General features: G+C 65.6%; 14 protein-coding genes, 1 tRNA gene and 2 pseudogenes. 7 read left to right on the top strand and 10 right to left on the bottom strand.

Translation table 11 applies throughout. The features are described from left to right. Positions 1–5: 5 nt before the first annotated feature. Positions 6–1,376 (top strand): sporulation protein, encoded by a 1,371-nt coding sequence (locus tag FNV62_RS22910; RefSeq protein ID WP_144315606.1) that lies wholly within the window; start codon positions 6–8, stop codon positions 1,374–1,376. A 12-nt stretch (positions 1,377–1,388) separates the two neighbouring features. Here the strand turns inward: FNV62_RS22910 and FNV62_RS22905 are convergent, their stop codons facing one another. Together FNV62_RS22905 and FNV62_RS22900 are read right to left on the bottom strand one after the other, a co-directional pair. Continuing rightward, positions 1,389–2,306, bottom strand: coding sequence for a phosphotransferase enzyme family protein (locus FNV62_RS22905; RefSeq protein ID WP_144315605.1), 918 nt, complete (start codon positions 2,304–2,306; stop codon positions 1,389–1,391). A 263-nt stretch (positions 2,307–2,569) separates the two neighbouring features. Beyond that, positions 2,570–3,127, bottom strand: a complete 558-nt coding sequence (locus FNV62_RS22900) for a hypothetical protein (protein WP_144315604.1) — start codon at positions 3,125–3,127, stop codon at positions 2,570–2,572. Positions 3,128–3,673: 546 nt separating this feature from the next. On the opposite strand from FNV62_RS22900, the gene FNV62_RS22895 reads away from it, so the two are divergent. Further along, positions 3,674–5,308 (top strand): DUF4365 domain-containing protein, encoded by a 1,635-nt coding sequence (locus tag FNV62_RS22895; protein WP_164657641.1) that lies wholly within the window; start codon positions 3,674–3,676, stop codon positions 5,306–5,308. Positions 5,309–5,328: 20 nt separating this feature from the next. After that, positions 5,329–5,457, top strand: a pseudogene (locus tag FNV62_RS55765) (site-specific integrase); the annotation flags it as partial. Positions 5,458–5,497: 40 nt separating this feature from the next. On the opposite strand, the gene FNV62_RS22885 reads toward FNV62_RS55765, so the two are convergent. The 3 genes from FNV62_RS22885 to FNV62_RS22875 all read right to left on the bottom strand — a co-directional run bounded on the left by FNV62_RS22885 (position 5,498) and on the right by FNV62_RS22875 (position 8,816). Continuing rightward, a tRNA-OTHER gene (locus FNV62_RS22885) sits at positions 5,498–5,552 on the bottom strand. A gap of 156 nt (positions 5,553–5,708) precedes the next feature. Further along, entirely contained in the window at positions 5,709–8,378 is a 2,670-nt protein-coding gene (locus FNV62_RS22880) for a tetratricopeptide repeat protein (protein ID WP_144315602.1), read from the bottom strand. A 9-nt stretch (positions 8,379–8,387) separates the two neighbouring features. Continuing rightward, the gene (locus FNV62_RS22875) at positions 8,388–8,816 is read right to left on the bottom strand and encodes a hypothetical protein (RefSeq protein ID WP_144315601.1); all 429 of its coding nucleotides are present in this window, start codon (positions 8,814–8,816) and stop codon (positions 8,388–8,390) included. A gap of 919 nt (positions 8,817–9,735) precedes the next feature. Between FNV62_RS22875 and FNV62_RS22870 the strand changes: the two genes are divergently transcribed. The 3 genes from FNV62_RS22870 to FNV62_RS22860 all read left to right on the top strand — a co-directional run bounded on the left by FNV62_RS22870 (position 9,736) and on the right by FNV62_RS22860 (position 12,216). After that, the gene (locus FNV62_RS22870; RefSeq protein WP_144315600.1) at positions 9,736–10,287 is read left to right on the top strand and encodes a hypothetical protein; all 552 of its coding nucleotides are present in this window, start codon (positions 9,736–9,738) and stop codon (positions 10,285–10,287) included. Between the two features lie 139 nt (positions 10,288–10,426). Then, positions 10,427–11,023, top strand: coding sequence for a hypothetical protein (locus tag FNV62_RS22865; RefSeq protein WP_144315599.1), 597 nt, complete (start codon positions 10,427–10,429; stop codon positions 11,021–11,023). Between the two features lie 263 nt (positions 11,024–11,286). Continuing rightward, complete coding sequence (locus tag FNV62_RS22860; protein WP_144315598.1) at positions 11,287–12,216, top strand: hypothetical protein; 930 nt, start codon at positions 11,287–11,289, stop codon at positions 12,214–12,216. Positions 12,217–12,789: 573 nt separating this feature from the next. On the opposite strand, the pseudogene FNV62_RS55760 reads toward FNV62_RS22860, so the two are convergent. From FNV62_RS55760 to FNV62_RS22850, 3 genes and pseudogenes are all read right to left on the bottom strand, one after another. Beyond that, positions 12,790–12,951: pseudogene (locus FNV62_RS55760) on the bottom strand (peptide-methionine (S)-S-oxide reductase); the annotation flags it as partial. 1,097 nt (positions 12,952–14,048) lie between these two features. Next, positions 14,049–15,272 (bottom strand): S8 family serine peptidase, encoded by a 1,224-nt coding sequence (locus tag FNV62_RS22855; protein ID WP_225900337.1) that lies wholly within the window; start codon positions 15,270–15,272, stop codon positions 14,049–14,051. A 639-nt stretch (positions 15,273–15,911) separates the two neighbouring features. Next, entirely contained in the window at positions 15,912–16,211 is a 300-nt protein-coding gene (locus FNV62_RS22850; protein ID WP_144315597.1) for a hypothetical protein, read from the bottom strand. A gap of 188 nt (positions 16,212–16,399) precedes the next feature. Here FNV62_RS22850 and FNV62_RS22845 point away from each other — a divergent pair, with 188 nt between their 5' ends. Further along, positions 16,400–17,083, top strand: a complete 684-nt coding sequence (locus FNV62_RS22845) for a maleylpyruvate isomerase N-terminal domain-containing protein (protein ID WP_144315596.1) — start codon at positions 16,400–16,402, stop codon at positions 17,081–17,083. Here FNV62_RS22845 and FNV62_RS22840 read toward each other — a convergent pair. After that, positions 17,070–17,954, bottom strand: coding sequence for a DMT family transporter (locus tag FNV62_RS22840; RefSeq protein WP_225900336.1), 885 nt, complete (start codon positions 17,952–17,954; stop codon positions 17,070–17,072). The two genes, FNV62_RS22845 and FNV62_RS22840, sit on opposite strands and share 14 nt — an antisense overlap. Next, a complete protein-coding gene (locus FNV62_RS22835; RefSeq protein ID WP_144315595.1) occupies positions 17,951–18,496 on the bottom strand; it encodes a YbaK/EbsC family protein in 546 nt (181 codons plus the stop codon). Before FNV62_RS22835 ends, FNV62_RS22840 begins: the two co-directional genes overlap by 4 nt. Positions 18,497–18,610 lie beyond the last annotated feature (114 nt).

The raw sequence follows: 18,610 nt of genomic DNA, 5'->3' as shown, positions 1-18,610 counted from the left end.
GGAGCATGAACCGAGAACCGAATGCGCAGTTGATCTCCCTCATGGCCGAGGCTGAAGTCTCGAACAAGGGGCTTGCCAAGCGGATGCGCGATCTCGCGCAACAACGCGGCATTGACCTGGGCACCACGCACGTCGCCGTCCAGCGTTGGCGGGATGGGGCAGGCATCCGGTCGCAGGCTGCCGGGGTTATGGCCGATGTCTTCAGTGGGAAGCTCGGGAGGCGGATCGCGCCCGGTGATCTCGGGCTGTTCGGCCAGGCTGAGGCAAGCGCACCGCAGCCGGTCGCTTATCCCGCCGCCTTATCCGAGGCGCTGTCCGTGCTGGACGGGCTCACTGAAGAACGGCCCCAGGGCGCATCGAACAGCGAACTGGCGATCCCGGACACGGATCTCAGTGCCGCAGTCTTGTCATGGATGATCGCCCGCCCCGACGGCGTGCAGGCCGACAGGCCCACCCCGCAGCGCGCCAGCATGCGCGACGTACACGCGATCCGCACCGCCACCGAAATGTTCATGCGCCTGGATTTCCAGTACGGCGGCGGCCACGGCCACAAAGCCTTACGGCACTACTTCCGCGACGATGTACTACCTCTACTCAATGCCAGCTACACGGAACGAGTAGGCCAGGCCCTCTTCACCGTGGCTGCGGAAACTGCCGAGGTAATCGGGTGGATGGCCTACGACATCGGAAATCACGCGTTGGCAAACCGCTACCTACTGTCCGCCCTACGGCTCACCCAAGTCACCGGCGATCGCATGTTCGGGGCATCCATTCTCGCTAACCTCAGCCACCAGGCGAACTACCTTGGGCACACCTCCCGTGCCGTGCAACTGGCCCGATCTGCCGTCGAAGGAGCCAAGGGCAACAGCGCCACGCCGCGCGCCAAGGCCATGTACGCCGCTCACGAGGCCCGCGCACTGTCCAGCGCCCATGACCTCACGGGCGCATCCCGCGCCATGAACGAGGCAGAACGCCACTTTGAGAAAGCCGATGCAGCCGAAGACCCCGAATGGCTCGCCTACTTCAACGAAGCAGAACTGATCGGGGAATTCTCACACTGCTTCCGCGACCTCAAACGCCCTGTCGAATCCCTCCGATTCGCCAAGCAGGCCGTCGCCAAAACTGATCCGCAGTACGCCCGAACACTCGGTTTCTGCCGCATTGTGCTCGCACAGAGCCACCTACTGAACGGCGACTTGGACAGCGCCATCGGAACTGCCAGCCAGGCAGTTGAGGAAGGCGAATCACTCCAGTCGGCCCGGTTCCTGCGTTACGTCACTGACTTCCAAGGAGAGATCAGCGCCCACGCAGGAGTACCCGTCGTGACCCGCTTCAACGAGCAGGTTGTCGAGGCACTGGCCAGCTTGGACGAGTGAGCAACCCGCCTCTCAATACGGGAGCCAGTGGCGCGGCGCATCATCATCACGCAGCGATGCAAGGCGCCGGCCGACCTCCTCCGCCACGTCCTCCCCCTCGGACACGTTCTGCATGAGCCACGTGGTCATCTTGAATTCCTGGATCGCGCACAGCGTCGCGAAGCCGGGCCACTCCCTCAGGTCACGACCGTAGGCGCCGACAAAGTCGGCGTACTGCTGCTCCGTCACCCACCCGAGACGATGGTATTCGTGCGCGGCCACCTCAAGATCCCACTCGGGATGATCAACGCAGAAATTCTCCAGGTCAATCAGGTGCACAACCCCGCTTCTGTCGACCATCAAGTTGTCGGTGTGCGCATCGCCGTGCACCGGCCCCAGAGGCGACCCAAACCGCAGCTTTGCCAAGCGCTCCTTCAGCTCCCGTCCCCGTTTGCGCAGAAACTCAAGGTCGTCCTCCGATATCCCCGCGGCCCGCTCAAGCCGCAAGTCTGAGAGCCCGAAGGCGCTGTACCGAGGCAGCTCCAGACCATCGGGCAGCGTCAGCGCATGCAGATCACGCAGGACCGCACCCAACTCCCCGTATGTGGCTGCCCTGCCCTCTTCGACGATTAGATGCCAGAAGGTCACCGGATGCCCATCGACCATCAGCGGCTGTTCGAGATCCTCAATGACACGAGCCGCCGGAAACCCCTCGCCGGCCAGCCACCGCGACACGGCCACCTCTTTGCGGGCCGCCGACAGATACTCGACCGACCGCGCGATACGCGCGATCACTGGCACCGAGCCGAGCCGGAAGAGTGCGTTCTCCCCGAGGCGGATTAACTCCGCGCCTCTGTCATCGAGCCCCGCAGCCCGGCAGGCGGCAACCATCACCTGCGCAGCCCCCGCCGACGTGAACCCCTCTTCCGATCGAGCAGCGTCAACTGCCATGCCCGTACCAGCTCCCCTAGTCGCGCGTGATCAACCAGCGCACGCCAACGGGTGACCAACCCGACGCACGCCAGACACGACCTCGACCGTACCCATCCACAGACGGTTGGAGCGAGGAGAAGCCTCAGGGAGCGAACTTCCGCAGGCACCGACAAAAGGGGGACACGAGAGCTCTCAGCTTGGGAAGCTGGGGGCGCTTGGGGCGGTTCGGCTCTTGACCTGTACGAATGGCCGAGGTGCGGCCTCGTGGGGCTCGGCCGGTTTCACCGTGGTTCCCCGCTGTTCCCCGCTCGATCTGGTGCGGTTGTGGTGCGGGGGAGCGTCAAGCGCCGTGCTGGCGTCGTGGGCCGACGCCACGGGCTGCGGCGCAGCCACCTGCGGAAGGTTCGACTCGGCGCGGGATCGTAGGCGGCGTCGTGCCAGAGCTGGCGCAGGTGCCTGAACTCGTAGTCGCGCCCGGCATCCGAATCTTGGCTGGTCTCCGCCCAGAGACGGTCGAATGGCGGACGATGCATCTGGGAGTGGATGGCGCCGCCCCAAAAACGCCAGGTGTCATCGGAAACCCAACCTTGAGCCCGCAGGTCGGCCTCGTCCTCGCTGAGGCGAAAGTACAGCCGGATCGCTGCCTCTTCCTGCTCATCCAAGGTGTCAGCGTCAACACCGCGAAGGGCGCGAGTCGACAGGCGATCCAGCAGCGACCAGTAGCGAGCAATGTAGAAGTCCTCGACCTGTCGGACTCGCTGTGTGCGTACCTGCCATATCGCGATGCCCGATGCGGCCGACGCCGTCACGAGGGTGATCGTAAGTGAGAGCCATTCCATGATCAGGAATCTTGGCGGGTAGTGGGCCGCACATGCGGCGTCGTGACTCACTCGTAACTGGAGCTTGCCAGGGAGCTGCCGGCTGTGCGCACCAGGGCTCTCCCGTCGAGGCGCGTCGTGACCCCTAGCTTGGGAAGCTCGTGTCTCCTGGCCCCGGTCGCCCTGCTGACCTGCGACGAAGGGCGCTGGCGCCTTTGGTGGGCCGCCGCTCGACTCCCCGGTATTCCCCGTGCTTCCCCGTACAACCTGGCACGCGTCTGACACGACCTCTTCGTCCCGAACTCTCGGCTACGGGGCCATCGACGTCTACTGGGTTGGTCATTCGGCCTTTGACGGTCCTTGGCGGTTCTTCGCTGCTGTATCGCAGCTGGTGCAGCGCCCGAGATTGGCCCGGTGATCAAAGCTTGCCTAATCGAATGCCCCGGTTGCCGTCCGACCGTGCGGCTGGGCCGAACTCCTCCGCGATGCTCGACGATCGGGCATGACAGTCGGTCCCTGCAGCTACGCTGCATTGGGTAGCGGGACGTGTAGGGGGAGGTGCCCTTCGTGGCGACCATTAGCGCGAGCCGGAAGATCGAGCGTGCAGGGGTCAACGCCCTGCGGACGCTGCTTGAGGAGCATGACCACCTCGTCCAGGAGATCGACGGAGGCGCTGATCACGGCGAGGACCTATACGTCGGGTTCGCCAGTGAGGGTCGGCGCACCGGGCACGTCATCGCTATTCAGGTGAAGAGTGGCCAGAAGTACAAGCGGGCCAACGGGTACGCCATCCCTGTCGCCGACCATCGGGATGACTGGAAGGAGAGCCGTCTCCCCGTCGTGGGCGTGGTCTATGACCGTGACGAAAAGCGACTTTTCTGGGTTAACCTCACCAAGGAATTGCGGCGTGGTAGCGAAGCGACGTGGATTCAGGTTCCGCGGGCCAATGAGTTGACCGATGGGTCTCTCCACGGATTTATCGCCGACCTTCAGGAGTTCATCGATGCGCAGAGTATGTGGCTCGAAAGCGAAGACGAGACGGCAGGCCAATCACCCGCCGCAGTCGGTAAGTCATCCAAGGGAATTCTGAATCTCACCATCCCGCCACCCCTGTCGGAGGCCGCGCAAGCCACCGCGCACGAGAGCGCGGCTACAACCGCGAACGGGCGCACGGCCCCTACGGCACCTGGTCCGGAGCCGAAGCAGAGGAGCAGCGTCACCGCCGAGCATGACCGGGCAGATCCGTCATCTGATCTCGACACGGCAGTCACTGCGTTGAAGGCTGATCGCTATCGCGCACGAGAGCGCGGCTACCAGGACGGAGTGCGCCTAGCTCCTCACCTTGGCTGGCTGGCTCTCGATGAGCTTGCCGACCGAGATTTCGACTTCGGAAGCTGGTTGGAAGGCTGGCGCAATGGGTGGCTAGACATACAGATGGGACAAGCCCCCTCGGGTGCCACGAGGCCAACATGGCTGCCACTACTCGCCGATCACCTCGGAGCCCTGGTCGACCCGATCGGCTACGACCGTTGGTCCTTTACTCCGAGCAGGGCATATCTCGACGGTTTCGTCGCCGGGCTTCGCACGGTGTGGCAGGACGCAGGCGCGACCATGCCGGGCCGCATATCGCCCAAGCAGCCGTCTGTCGGCCCGCAGTCTGCACCCACCTCCGGTGCCGGCGCCGCACGAAACAAGGAACAACAGCAGAGCAGCAACGCTGATGCCGCACCTGCCGCACCTGCCGCACCTGCAGGAGGCCAGCGGCCCTCACTCCCAGTTCCCGCTGAGGCCGTCACACCGCCGGTTGTATGCAGCGATCAGAAGAGACTAACCACTGTCAAAGGCGTGCTCGGGAGCATCAACTTCGACGGCGAAACCGTCACCATCCGCAAGGAGGGCTATGGCCCACGCATGAAAGGTATTTGGTCACTCACCGTCCGAGAGATTGACCACGTTATCGTCAAGCCAGCCACAGCGATGTTTCACGGTTATATCCAATTTGTCGTACGAGACCACCCACCTGCGCCTGACCAACGTCTGAGCACGGCCAGCGGACGACCACACCGGGAAGACCCAGACTCAATGTCATACACGCGGCGCGCCAACCGTGAAATCGAACACCTTAAGACGGAGATTGAGAGTGCAATCGCCACGGCAAGGGATGGCGTCCCGCCAAGTGGTGCAGCAGCGATCACCGCATAGCTTCTGGTCATGAGGCGGCCATCGTGATGGAGATCCTTGGGCATTCCCAGATCAGGATCACCCTGGACGTGTGCACGTACGTTGCGCAGGACACCCAGCGCGAGGCCATGAGCCACATGGATCGGCTGCTGTGGAGGCGCCCTGGTCGTCAGCGACCACCCGTGTTGATGCCAGAAGCAGATGTCGAGGCCCCGGCAGGATTCGAACCTGCGACACCCGCTTTAGGAGTTCGATCAACTGAACCTCCTTCCTGGGTGCGTAGCCCGCGACGGAGCATGGCGAGTGTCCCCAGAGGTGCCCAAGGCCGATGCAGTCTGCTGACGTTGCCGTCAGAGGTTGCCGTCAGGACCGCTTCGTCCCGAACCACTGGCTGGGTGGTCATTGAGGTCTGATGGTCTGGTCAATCGACTGTAGATGGCTGCTGAGGGGCAGTTGCGGTCGCTGAGTTTGCTGTACCTCCCTGCTGTACAGCTCGCGCGGCTTGGCGGGCATGGGCGAGGTTGTCCCGGCTTCGCAGGGTGTCGGGATGGGTGTCGCCGAGGACCTGCTCGCGCTGGGTGAGGGTGGCTTCGTGCAGGGGGATGGCGCGGGCGAGGTCCCCCGCCGCCTGGTAGGCGCTGGCGAGGTTGTTGCGGCTTCGCAGGGTGTTGGGATGGGTGTCGCCGAGGACCTGTTCGCTCTGGGTGAGGGTGGCTTCGTGCAGGGGGATGGCGCGGGCGAGGTCCCCCGCCGCCTGGTAGGCGCTGGCGAGGTTGTTGCGGCTGATCAGGGTGTCGGGGTGGGTGTCGCCGAGGACCTGTTCGCTCTGGGTGAGGGTGGCTTCGTACAGGGGGATGGCGCGGGCGAGGTCCCCCGCCGCCCGGTAGGCGCTGGCGAGGTTGTTGCGGCTTCGCAGGGTGCTCGGGTGGGCGTCGCCGAGGACCTGTTCGCTCTGGGTGAGGGTGGCTTCGTACAGGGGGATGGCGCGGGCGAGGTCCCCCGCCGCCCGGTAGGCGCTGGCGAGGCTGTTGCGGCTTCGCAGGGTGCTCGGGTGGGCGTCGCCGAGGACCTGCTCGCGCTGGGTGAGGGTGGCTTCGTACAGGGGGATGGCGCGGCCGAGGTCCCCCGCCGCCCGGTAGGCGCCGGCGAGGTTGTTGCGGCAGATCAGGGTGCTCGGGTGGGCGTCGCCGAGGACCTGCTCGCTCTGGGCGAGGGTGCCTTCGTGAAGGTGGATGGCGCGGCCGAGGTCCCCCGCCGTCCGGTAGGCGCTGGCGAGGTTGTTGCGGCTTCGCAGGGTGTCGGGGTGGGTGTCGCCGAGGACCTGCTCATACTGGGTGAGGGTGGCCTCTAGCAGGTGGATGGCGCGGGCGAGGTCCCCCGCCGCCTGGTAGGCGCTGGCGAGGTTGTTGCGGCTTCGCAGGGTGTCGGGATGGGTGTCGCCGAGGACCTGCTCGCTCTGGGCGAGGGTGCCTTCGTACAGGGGGATAGCGCGGCCGAGGTCCCCCGCGGCGTAGTAGACGGAGGCGAGGTTGTTGCGGTTGGTCAGGGTGTCGGGGTGGGTGTCGCCGAGGACCTGTTCGCTGTGGGTGAGGGTGGCCTCTAGCAGGGGGATGGAGCGGGCGAGGTCCCCCGCCGCCTGGTAGGCGTAGGCGAGGTTGTTGCGGCTGATCAGGGTGTCGGGGTGGGTGTCGCCGAGGACCTGCTCCTGCTGCGTGAGAGTGGCCTCTAGCAAGGGGATGGCGCGGGCCGAGTGGCCTTGCTCGTAGAGGCGGTTGGCGGCCGTGGTGTATGCGGTGGTGAGGGGGGCGTTGTGGTGTTCGGGTGGGCTGGTGGCCGCGAGGGTGGCCAGGTGGGGTGTGAGGGTGTCCCACTGGCTGTCGGGGGTGGTGTCCTGGCCTGGGGGCGGGGCCAGACTGCGGAGGACTGCTCGTTCGGCGCGGTCGCGTCCTTGCAGGTGTCGGGGTTGCCCGGTGCCGTCGGCTTCCTGGGGGGTGCGGAGGACGGTTTGGACCAGGCGGTGGATGGCGATGGTGGTGCCGGTGTCGGTGACCATGCTGTAGGCGGCCAGGGTTCCGATGGCTTCGGCGGTAACGTCCGGGTCGGTGCCGGGTAGGGCGAGCAGGCTGTGGGGGATGTCGTCGGGGGCGAGCCAGGCAGAGGTGTGCAGCACCTCCACGGCCAGCGGATTGTCTGTCTCCAGAGTGCCCAAAGTGACGTTCCAGATACGGGCGATGGTGCGTTCGGCGTCGATGCCGTGGGCGGTCTTGCCCAGTTTGGTGCCCAGACGGCGGCCGTAGTCAGCGAGGCTGATGCCGCGGTTCTGGGCGAGGTAGGCGCCGGCCTGTTTGATCGCCAGCGGGAAGTGGCCCAATTCGGCGGCGAGTGCGCGGGCGTCGGTCTTCTGCCGTGGTGTGGGGGCGGTGTCCTTGCAGACAAGTCGGCACAGCAGGGTGGTGGAGTCGTCGGGGTGCAGGTTGCCCAGGACCAGGGTGGTGGCGCTGTCTGGCCAGCCCGTGGTGCGGCGGCTGGTAGCCAAATGGTGCCCCTGATGGAGTGCGCCGGTGTAGGGCGCGAGGTCGTCGGGGTCCTCGACGTTGTCGTAGACCAGCAGCCAGCCCGGATGCCAGGCCAGCCACTGCATCGCCCACGCCACCTGCGCCCCACGCCCGGCAGTGGCAGCCCAGCCAGGAACCAGAGTTTGGGTCAGGACGGTGAACGATGTCTCGATCTCGTCGGAGGACGCGGCGTTGACCCACCAGATCAGGGTGTAGTCACCGCGGTGACGGTGTGCGTAGTGCAGGGCGAGGGTGCTCTTGCCGATCCCGCCCAGTCCGTGCACCGCTCCGCTCTGCGTGATCGCACTCTCACCCCGACCGGTCAGGCTGCGTCGTAGCGAGGTCAGTTCTTCCTCACGCCCCAGGCAGAGCGTGGCCGGGGGCAGGTTCGAGGTGCCCGGGGCCGCAGGGACCTTGTCCGGCGCGTGCAACGCCTCGCTAGGCAGTACTACATCACCCGTGTAGGCGTTGCCGATCTGCTGGGCCGCTATCGCGCGTTGCCCGGCGGCCTCGATCCCGGAGCTCGGATACGGCATCGTTAGCGCTCACGATCGTGGCGGAGTGTGACCGTCACCGGTCATCGCGGTCTGGATGTGCTGACCGGCGATCGAACGGATACCGGAAGCCGTGATGTTCACCGTGCCCGCTGCCGGAGCAGGCAGCAGCCCAGACAGTTCCTCCCGCAGCTCGGGATCGTCCTGCAACGCGCGCTTGAGTAGCCTGCTCAACACGACTGTCGTGTACGCGTCGTCCTGCTCGTCGGCGGCCTCGTCCACCACTCGTTCCAGCTCGGCCCGGCCCGCCTCGTCTCGGCGACGCCACACCAACTGGAGGATCCGCTGCCCGAGACCGACCGTGGCATCCGCGGCGGCGTCCTCCGCTCGGGTCAGCACCGCCGCCCCGTAGGCGCTCACTGCGGCCGTCACAGCGGGGCCAGCCTGCTGCACCCACTGCACGATCTCCGCACTTACCATGTCCAACCCCCGTCACGCACAAGTCTGTTACCGAGACACCCTCGGACGCTCTTGCGCCCCAGGGTAGGCCCGCACACCCCCTAGCGCGGAGTGTGCGGGAAATCCGGTGAGGGCGCCTCAGCTGGGACGCTCCCCTTTCTCTCATGGACAGCGGCTAATCGCTGAGCGCGCGGCACGGAGGCCGGCCGAGCTGGAGCGGGGTGGAGACGGGAGCGCAGGTCCGGCCTGGGGCCGGGCCGCGCGCGGAGCGAGGCGCCTTGATGAGGTGGGGAAAGTTCTGAGCTGCTAGGGAGCGACGGTTTTCAAGAGCGTCGCGGTATCGCTACCTACGTCACCTCTGACGCGTAAATACGAACCGGCGTGGGCAAAACCGCAGGTAGCTGACCTCGCCTCCTGCGTTGCCACCCCGCGGCGCGGTGTTGATCAAGGGCTACGGGGCGTTCATCATGCCCATTTACCCGTCCCACGGCGGGCGGCGAAGCCGCCCTGGGTCGCTGACCTGCGTCTATTACTCGATGCGGCAGGTTCGAGGGCGTGTTGGCCCACACATGGCCCACAGAGGGCTCAGCAGCGCCCTGAAGCCCACCGTTGGATCCACCCAACGAACGCTTGGCCACTGCCTTGTAAGTTCGATCCGAGCCCGCCCCGACTGCGGTCGGCGACTGGTGGGACGGCCGAACAGAGTCGCTGGTGGCTGACCCCTGCATCTGGCATGGCTGTGGCACGCGATCTCGCTGTCCCGAGACACCTTGGGCGCCCACAGTGGAGGCCGGCGTGGCCGACTCCGAGACGGTCTCGACGGCATCGAAACGTTGGTCGCGCGGCGATCAAGGCGTGTTACAGCCTCGGCCTGCTGCGCCTCTCACCAGGTTCAACGGTTCCCGGGATCCTGGCATGTGTCCTGCGGCAGGATGCTGGCATGAGCGTTTTGGAGTTCATCTCCTCTCTGAAGTGGCCGATAGTCGTGCTGGTCATCGGCTTGACAGTGATGGGTCAGCTACGCCGCAGCCCGGAAACTCGGTCCTCCCTGGCGGAATGGTTCAAGCGACGGAATCTTCGCGTCCAGGTCGCTGGCCAGGAACTCGAAATGACTCTCGCCGACACCGTCGACAACATGACGGCCGCTGCCAGCGGCGACGGACAGCTTGCTGCCTATGCGCAGGGTCCACGTGAGAGCGGAACATCAAATGAAGTTGATCCAACCTCTAGAGAGGAACCAACTGGCGAAACCGATCTCACCGGCCTCAGGCGAAGCGTAGTAGAGGCCGTCATGCGAAACGCCGCCCAGTGGGGCTGGGAAATGGCACAGATGGGCTTTCGCAGTCCGCCTGATCCGCAGGTGCGATGGACCGATGAAGGAACACCCGAGATCATGTTCGGCACTGGAAATAGTAACAGGTTGAGAGTCGTCCTCGACGAGAGTGAGTGGGTCCGCCTTGCGCAACGGGCTCAACAACATCGACGGCCCTAACAGCTCTGCAAAGCGAGCCCTGTATTGGTGCTGAATCATTGAGCATAGCTTAGCGGAGGTCATCCCTTCTGCTTTCTACCTCAGCCTTGGGTCAACATGTAGCACTCCCAATAGCAGAGAGTCGAATGAGAGGATCGAATTGAGTCATAGCTACCTGATGGTGGCGGCGCAGGGAAAAAGCTTGGACTGGCGAATTTCACTTGCAGTTGCGGCTATCCCGGCACTGGCGTCCATCATGGCCGCCGCCATTGCTGCCCGTTCGGCGAGAAGGGCGAAGAAGTCAGAAATTGACGCACAGCACCTCAGGGATCTTGAAGCGAGAATATCGGAGAAAAAGTATGACGTATATAAACCCATGATCAATCTCCTCAAGGACATCCTTAACCAGCGCGCGATGTCAGAGGATGAGTTCAAGAATCTAATATCGGAGTTCTCGGCCTGGGTTACGATCTTTGGCTCAGATGAAGCGGTCAGAGCTTTCCATAATTTCATGCAGGCGACCTATGTGCCTAATACGCCTCCCGTCATCTTGATGAAACTCTATGCCGAGTTTGTAATATCCGCACGCCGCGATATGGGGTATCCCGAAACTGCAATCGCTGCAAAGCACTTCTTGGGAATGCGTATCAGCGATCTGTACAGTCATGACGAACTCGCAAAAGTAGATATGTCGCTAGCTGACCTTTGTCGAGAGGTTGGCTGGACGCCTCCCTGGGAGCAGGCACCAGCATCGTAAACGAGTCTTAAACAGCACGCCGTGCAGGTGGTGAAGCCCGGAGTTACGCTTGGCTCCGCTGAGAGCGAGCGGCCCCGCGTCGATCGAGCTGTACTTGGCTGTAGTGCCGATTTCAGCAACCTCGCAGCGCTGATCGCGTTCCTTCGGGCAGAATGGCTCTCGGTATCGCGGGAGGGGAACGCATGGACGCGAACATGTTGCGAGAGTCGGCATGCAGGCAGATGCGACGGGCACTGCATGCATGGTGTCAAGGTGACCATGACATGGCAGCCCTGCATGGTGGGTTGGCATTCGAGCACATCGTTAAAGCTGGATTGGCCACGCGCCATCCCTCTCTATTGGCAGATGGTCGCGATTTCGCCACCATGCTTCACGCTGCTGGTTTCGGAGATCAGGCCGGGGCTCCGCTGGCCAAGGTGAAAACTCTCGGCGCAGCCGAGGCTTTCAAGCGGCTTCGCTCCCTTCTGTCGATTCCCGTTAGCGAGCGGGACATTGACACTTTGCTTACAGCCCGCAACGGCGTAGCTCACATGGGATTTCACGACGCGACACAGACCACTGACGCCCTTACGCAAGCGGTATTGGTAACGGACGCAGTCCTCGGTGACATAGGCGAGGGTGAAATAGACTTCTGGGGTCCATACCGTGATGAGCGGCATGATCTGCTGAAGATGCAGCAGGATGCCCTAGAAGAGGCTAGACAGCTAGCGGTGCAAGAGGCAGCGGAGGCGGCAGAGTGGGAGCGTGATCCACTGCGCGCTTTCATTAAGTCCATCAAGCCAGCAATCGAGCAGGAGCGCGAGATCGCGGAAAAGGTTCTCGCGACGAAGATTCGTTACGCTCAGAAACTTTTTCGCATATGCAGCAAGCAGCGCTTGTATGCCTCCGACATGAAGAGTCTCGCCAAAATGGCAGAAATGCGGAAATGGGCACGCCCCGGCGAGTGCAATGTGACCCATGCCCGATGTCCAGTGTGCGGTTGCAAAAAGGGGGTGATTCGTTCTCGCGTTGGCGAGGACGGAGGCGACGTTATTGACGAGAACGTCCGGGAGTGCTTCGCCGAGATGTTTGACTGTCCCGTTTGCGGTCTTGAGCTCGATGGTGGTCGTGAGCTTTCCCTCACTGGCCTGCGGATCCACTACTATAAGGACATCGGCACCGGTGACACGTTCACTCTCCCGCTTGGTTTTTGATCCCTGGGTTAAGCGTCAGCGGCAATACCGATAGGTGTCTCCACCACCTGCCCCGCTCTCATCCCGTACGCCGTCGACCCACACACCGTGGAGCAGGCGTGGTTCATGGCGTCCAGGTGGAGCGCGCCACTGTACGAACGACCTGAACGCCAGGGGCCGCGTCTGCTCGGCTCTGCCTGGGGCGATGGCGTACGGGATGAGAGCGCTCCACGCACGCCACTACGGACCCGCAACCGGAAACGGCGCCCCCTCCATCCCGGTGTCGGCCGGTCCCCCGCCGGAGGCACCGTTCTGACCGGGCCGCTCCCATGTGGCTCTCGACTCTTGGCCTTCGGCTCGTTGTTGTGTGCGCGACCCGGTCCCCGGCTGGGCTGGAGCGGGGCGGAGACAGGAGCGCAGGCCCGGCCGGGGACCGGGCCGCGCGCGGAGAGCGGAGCGAGCCGCCTTGAAGCCGTAGAGGAAGTTGTAACTCGGAAATAGCCGAAGCGGGCCGAGCGGGACTGACTCGCAGGGACAGCAGCACTGAGCCCCTTCCTTGATCAAGGAAGGGGCTCAGAAGGTCACACCCTGCTGCTATTCAGCGTTCGGCGCGGGGGCGACCCCGGTCGGGCAAGACGCCCCCCAGTTCGTTCCGAACGGGGTACTTAGCTTGACCCCCGTCCCACCCAGCCCGCAGAACCCGTCCGGGTTTTTGCTGCCCGAAAGGTACTGCTGGTGGTAGCACTCGGCCGCGTAGCAGTCGCACCACCTGCGGGGGAGGTCGATGTTGAAGTAGCCCGTGAGGACACCTGGCTAGGAACGACGCCGGGGTGTTCGGGACGCCTCATCCAGCCCCCTGACCAGCGAAGTTATTACTGCATGAACAGAGGTTGACTGAAAACAATCTCGGGGCGGTCAATGATTGATGCCAGATGCAGGTCAGTGGTTCCCGGTGGAGGAGTGGGGGCCACGGAGTTGGTGCAGGCTCCGGGTGCGAGCGGCGGTTACTCGTCCGCCACCTGAGCCCTGTCCCGACGAGCCTGCGTTGTCATGTGTTCCCTGGAACCGCTCCAAGGGCGACGGAGTCCGTCACGAGCCGTCCCACAGTCCCAGCCGACGCAGGCGGCGCTGTCGGTGCCTCTCGTAGAACGCCGTGAGTCCGAGGGTCCCGCCGAGAAGGAAGCCACCAACAGGAGCGATGACGAAGTCCGACTGTCGGCGCTCCTGGGAGCAACAAGAAGTAGGCGGCCCACACCGTCCCCGCCAGGAGCGCCAGGAGGACCGGATGCCGGGCCACGAACTTTTGTGTACGTGTGGGCGGGCGTTCGCCGCCCAGGAAGCGGTCCACGGCCCAGAAAGTGCGCACTAGTCTTCGACCTACCTCCGACATGGCCGAGAGCGTACCGCGCGCCGATCAGTCCGCGACCGGCGATCGCCTATCGGGACGCATGCCAGCCGGCGCACGCCTATGGGTGACCAACCCCGACGTGTACCGGGTGCAACCCCGACCTACCGATGTCTCATGCCGCGGAACGTGGCCGAGGTGCACGGGACGGCCTCATCCAACCCCCTGACCAGCGAAGTTATTACCGCATGAGCGGGGATTGACTGAGATCGTGAGACTCACCGCTTTCCCCCGCGCCTGCCTCATGGGCCCGCGGTGCGGTCGGCGGGCCGGAGTGGGACAAGGAGGTGCTGACGGCGGCTCGCTACCTTCTCGGTGGTTCATCAGTGGTATCACGGTCACTCGGATGCGCCGGACGAATACCGGGACGCGTGAGCCGGTCTGATCGGCTCACGCGTCCCGGTGGGCGGTGCGTGGGTATGGCGTGAGGGCGTGACTTCGTCGACGTCTACCAGGCCCAGCCTCTCAGTCCGGCGACGCCGTGCGGAGTGCCGACGCCGGTCGGTCCGTCGTATCCGGGGGCGGCGGTGCACAGGTAGGTGCCGCCGCAGGTGCCGTTGGACCCGGTGGTGATGTCGTTGAAGGCATACCGGCGGGCGTAGGGGTAGGAGTTGGGGTACGTACCGGGCGTGGGGTTGCCGGCCAGGGCGTACATGGCGGCGACCAGGGCGTTGGACAGGCTGGTGCCGCCGACGATGTGCCAGCCCGTGCCGGACGAGCCGAAGGTGTTGTACACCGCAAGGCCGGTCGCGGGGTCGGCGACCGCGGAGACGTCGTTCATGGTGCGGTTGGCACACAACGGGTCGTGCTGGAAAGGCGGCTTGGGCTCGTAGAGGGAGCAGCCGGAGCCGGTGCGGGACCAGGCGCTCTCGGTCCAGCCCCGGCGGTTGCGGGCCCGGTTCAGGGATGTGCCGCCCACCGAGGTGACGTAGGGCGAGGCAGCCGGGTAGGTCGTTCCGTATCCGCCGTTGCCCGCGGCGAAGGTGAAGGCTACGCCGGGGTGGTCACTGAAATGGTGATCGAACAAAGTTTCGGAAGGGATCTCCCCGGCGGTAAGGGCCCAGCTGTTCGAGACGACCTTGGCGCCCTGCGTGACGGCTTGGTCGACCGCGGTGAGCAGGTTGCTGAGGGAGTTGTTGTCGGATTCGACGACCAGGATCCGGCAGTCCGGGCAGGCCGCGCTCACCGCGTCGACGTCCAGTGCGGACTCCAGTGCCCAGCCGCTGTTGGTGCCGGACGGGGGAGTGGGGCCGCCGCGCTGGTTGATCTGGCGGAGGCAGCCGTTGGCCTTCGTACAGGGCCGGAGGTTGAACTGGCGGCGGTAGACCGCCAGGTCGTTTTCCAGGTTGGGGTTGTGGAAGGCGACGGTGATAGCCACGGTCCTGCCGCCGCCGTGGCGGTCGGAAAGGTCGTAGGCACTGCGGATGTCCCGGGGACCGTAGCCGGGCGGCTTCGCGTTCGGCGGGACGGAGGACATGGGTGGCACGTCGGTGCGGATCGTGGCCAGGCAGGCCGTCTGGTCAGGCGCAACCGGTTGCGTGCAGACACCCTGGTCGCTCGGTTGAGAACCAGCGGGCGCCGCAAAGGCGGGTGCGGTCGGTGGGATGGCGGCCAGACCCACCACCGTGAGGACCGTGGCCAGCAGCGACCGGATCGGGCGGGCACCGTGCATGACACTCCTTCGGGGCCGGACGGCTGTCCCCGTTTCTCTGGCGGGCTGCTGCCGCCGGGCATCCGGGTCGGCGGCCTCACCCGTCCTGCCGCAGTGTCGGCACCTGTCCGCGCGTCCCGTCACGGCGTCTGCCGTGCGGCCCACTGTCAGTGCGGGAGCGGCACGGCAGCCTGAACGTCACCTGGTAAGCCGTCAGATGGCGTACGCGAACCACCCGTACAGCTCACCGCCCGACCCATACGAAGAGCTCACCCACCGAGACCTGGAAGTCTCGCGGCAGGCCACCGATCAACCGGGCTGGTGGACTGGAGTCGTCACCAAGGTCGGCCCACTCCCCGATGCCGAGAACTGCACCGCCCTCGGGCAGGCACGCACCGAACCCGGGTGAGCCTTCCCGATCAGAGCACTGGCCGACGCTGCGCGCCCGGCGGACGAGGCGTACGGAATGGCCTCAGCCAGCCCCTTGACCAGCCAACCTATTACTGCGTGAAGGAGGGTTGACTGAAAACAATCTCAGGGCGGCCAACGACTGATGCCGGATGAAGATCCGTGCCTCCCGCCTGAGGAGCGGTGGTCCCCCGTCCCGGCGAGCCTGCGCTGTCATGTCCCCTGGTACCGCTCCAAGGGCGACGGAGTCTGTCACGAGCCGTCCCACAGTCCCCGCCGACGCAGGCGGCGCTGTCGGAGCCTCTCGTACAACGCCGTGAGTCCGAGGATCCCGCCGAGCAGGAAGCCACCGACCGGTGCGATGACGAAGTCCGACTGCTGCACTCCTGGCAGCAACAAGAAGTAGGCGGCCCACACCGTCCCTGTCACAAGCGCCAGGAGGACCGGATGCCGGGCCGTGAACTTCTGTGTACCTGTGGGAGGGCGTTCGCCGCCCAGAAAGCGGTCCACGGCCCAGAAGACGCGCACCAGTCTTCGACCTACCTCCGACATGGCCGAGAGCGTATCGCGCGCCGATCGGTCCGCGACCGGCGATCGTCTAGCAGGACGCATGCCAGCCGGCGCACGCCTATGGGTGACCAACCCCGACGTGCGTCAGACGCGACCTCGACCGTACTGAGGACATGGGGCGCGTTTGAGATCTGCTGCTGCGCCAGTTCTGGTTGGGTAGCTTGATCGGCATGGATCAGGGGCGGGTAGTCGAAGCGTTTCGTCTTGAGGCGGGGCAGCTCGGGCAGGCGATGACTGGGGTCTCGGCGGCCGAGTGGGGTCTGCCGACGCGGTGTGCACCGTGGAACGTGAGCGAATTGCTGGCTCATGTCCGGGTGGCGATTGCCTGGCTGCCGGGCATGCTGGCCGCGCCGGCGCCGTGCTGTGCCGAGGTTTCGGCAGTGGAGTACTACCGGCCCGACGACCGTTTCGCTCCGGACACCAACGCCGCTCGGATCGCTCTGGCCCAAGATCATGCGGCCGAACAACTCAGCGGTGCCGCACTCGCCGACGACTTCAACGCCACTTGGCAACAGGTGGACCGACTGTGCCGGGCCGAGCCGGAAGGCCGTGTGGTTCGCACCCGGCACGGCGATCCGATGCTCCTGTCGGAGTTCCTGCTGACACGCGTGGTCGAGGTCGCCGTGCACGGTCTGGACCTGGCCGACGCCCTGGGGCGCGAGCCGTGGCTTACTTCCGAGGCCGCAGATTTGGTGCAGGGTCTTCTGCTCGGCCCGGATGGGGCAGTGGCACTGGAGAAGCTGGGCTGGGGTCAGCTTCGCTTTCTGCGCAAGGCGACGGGGCGCGAGCCGATCACCAGGGAGGAGGCATCGGACGTCAGTCGGCTGGGCATCCGATGGCTCACGCTGGGTTGAGAACGTCGCCAACGCCAACGGACGCCAGCGAAAGGGTAGATCTCAATCGCGCTCTCATGGCGCGGGACGAGGCCGGAGCGTACGGAATTGCTTCTCCTGCCCCCTGAGCAGCGAAGTTATTACCGCATGAGCGGGGGTTGACTGAGGACTCGCGCAGGGCGGCGATGGGGGCCAGTTCCGCGCGTGTCTGTGCCCACAGCACCAGTGCGTACGCCGCCACGGACAGCACCGAGCCGAGCAGTCCCAGGGCGGCGAAGGGCCGTAGGACGGGGACGAGCCGGGAGCGCAGGCGGTAGGCGGCGTACGCCGGGATCACGACTCCCTGCACCGCCATCAGCCAGGCGATGTACCCGAGCGAGGAACCGGAGGCACGTACGCCGAGTCCGTCCACGACGGTGTACGCGGCGATCGACACACCGGTGGCCAACGCCGCGCCGATCGCGGCCCAGTTGGGGCGCCGACCGCGCATTCCCCACAGCGCGACCCCGGTCAGTCCCGTGCACGACACCGCGATCCCCGCCGCCGCCCACGCGTTCGGCACCTCGTGCGCGAACACGGCCGCCAGCACGGTGACGACCAGCGGGGCGGTCCCGCGGGCGATGGGATACGCCTGCCCGAAGTCGCCCAGCCGGAACGAGCGCATCAGCAGGACGTAGTACAGGACGTGGATCGCGGCCGACACGAGCAGATACGGCCACGCCCCGGCCGCCGGCACCGCCACGAACGGCATCAGGGCCAGCCCGATCAGCACCCCGCCGCCCGCGATCAGCGTGAACCCGACGAGCTTGTCGGTGATGCGGTGCGCGATCGCGTTCCAACTGGCGTGGGTCACCGCGGCGAGCAGCACCGCCGCGGTGACCAGCGGGGTCACAGGTGCTGCTCGCGCACGTCCACCAGCGTGCCGCCCGCATGCGCGACCAGCGTCTTGGGGTCCATGGGGAACACGGTGTACGGGGTGCCGGCCGCGGCCCACACCACGTCGTGGTCGAGCAGCGAACGGTCCGCGAGCACCCGCGTCCTCGTACGGTGGCCGAAGGGCGGCACCCCGCCGATCGCGTACCCGGTCGTCTCCCGTACGAGCTCGACCCTGGCCCGCGTCACCTTCTCGGCCCCGAGCTCCCGCCGTACGAGCTCCACGTCCACGCGCGACGCCCCGTCCATCAGCACGAGCACCGGCACTCCTCCCCCAAGTTCTCGACTCTCCTCGAGCAGGGGGGACCCCCATGCGGCGAAGATCAGCGACTTGCAGATCTGGCTCAACTCGCACCCGATCGCGGCGGCGGCCTCGTCGGCGGTACGGGTCGCGTCGGGGAAGCGGCGGATGCGCGGCAGCAGATCAGCGAGGCCGAGCTCCTCCAGGGCCTCGGCGAAACGGGGGTGGGCTCCGGACTCTTCGGCGGCGTCGCTCGTCATGGGCGGCACGCTATCGGTCGGTGTAGGAGGCACGCGAGCGAGTTCCGGCGCGCCGGGCGCCGGGGCTCGTACCGGCCCCAGCGCAGGAGAGCGCAGAGCAGGGGCAGCGGCGCC

It is taken from the genome of Streptomyces sp. RLB3-17 (genome assembly GCF_007113425.2).
Lineage (GTDB): Bacteria > Actinomycetota > Actinomycetes > Streptomycetales > Streptomycetaceae > Streptomyces > Streptomyces mirabilis_D.
Note: the sequence above shows the minus strand (reverse complement) of the source record. Positions and strands in the feature narration are given on the sequence as shown.

Coding starts and splice junctions, on each gene's coding strand:
- FNV62_RS22860 (WP_144315598.1), top strand. CDS start 11,287: ATGGCAGCCCTGCATGGTGGGTTGGCATTCGAGCACATCGTTAAAGCT.
- FNV62_RS22880 (WP_144315602.1), bottom strand. CDS start 8,378: ATGCCGTATCCGAGCTCCGGGATCGAGGCCGCCGGGCAACGCGCGATA.
- FNV62_RS22850 (WP_144315597.1), bottom strand. CDS start 16,211: ATGTCGGAGGTAGGTCGAAGACTGGTGCGCGTCTTCTGGGCCGTGGAC.
- FNV62_RS22875 (WP_144315601.1), bottom strand. CDS start 8,816: ATGGTAAGTGCGGAGATCGTGCAGTGGGTGCAGCAGGCTGGCCCCGCT.
- FNV62_RS22870 (WP_144315600.1), top strand. CDS start 9,736: ATGAGCGTTTTGGAGTTCATCTCCTCTCTGAAGTGGCCGATAGTCGTG.
- FNV62_RS22845 (WP_144315596.1), top strand. CDS start 16,400: ATGGATCAGGGGCGGGTAGTCGAAGCGTTTCGTCTTGAGGCGGGGCAG.
- FNV62_RS22905 (WP_144315605.1), bottom strand. CDS start 2,306: ATGGCAGTTGACGCTGCTCGATCGGAAGAGGGGTTCACGTCGGCGGGG.
- FNV62_RS22910 (WP_144315606.1), top strand. CDS start 6: ATGAACCGAGAACCGAATGCGCAGTTGATCTCCCTCATGGCCGAGGCT.
- FNV62_RS22900 (WP_144315604.1), bottom strand. CDS start 3,127: ATGGAATGGCTCTCACTTACGATCACCCTCGTGACGGCGTCGGCCGCA.
- FNV62_RS22855 (WP_225900337.1), bottom strand. CDS start 15,272: ATGCACGGTGCCCGCCCGATCCGGTCGCTGCTGGCCACGGTCCTCACG.
- FNV62_RS22835 (WP_144315595.1), bottom strand. CDS start 18,496: ATGACGAGCGACGCCGCCGAAGAGTCCGGAGCCCACCCCCGTTTCGCC.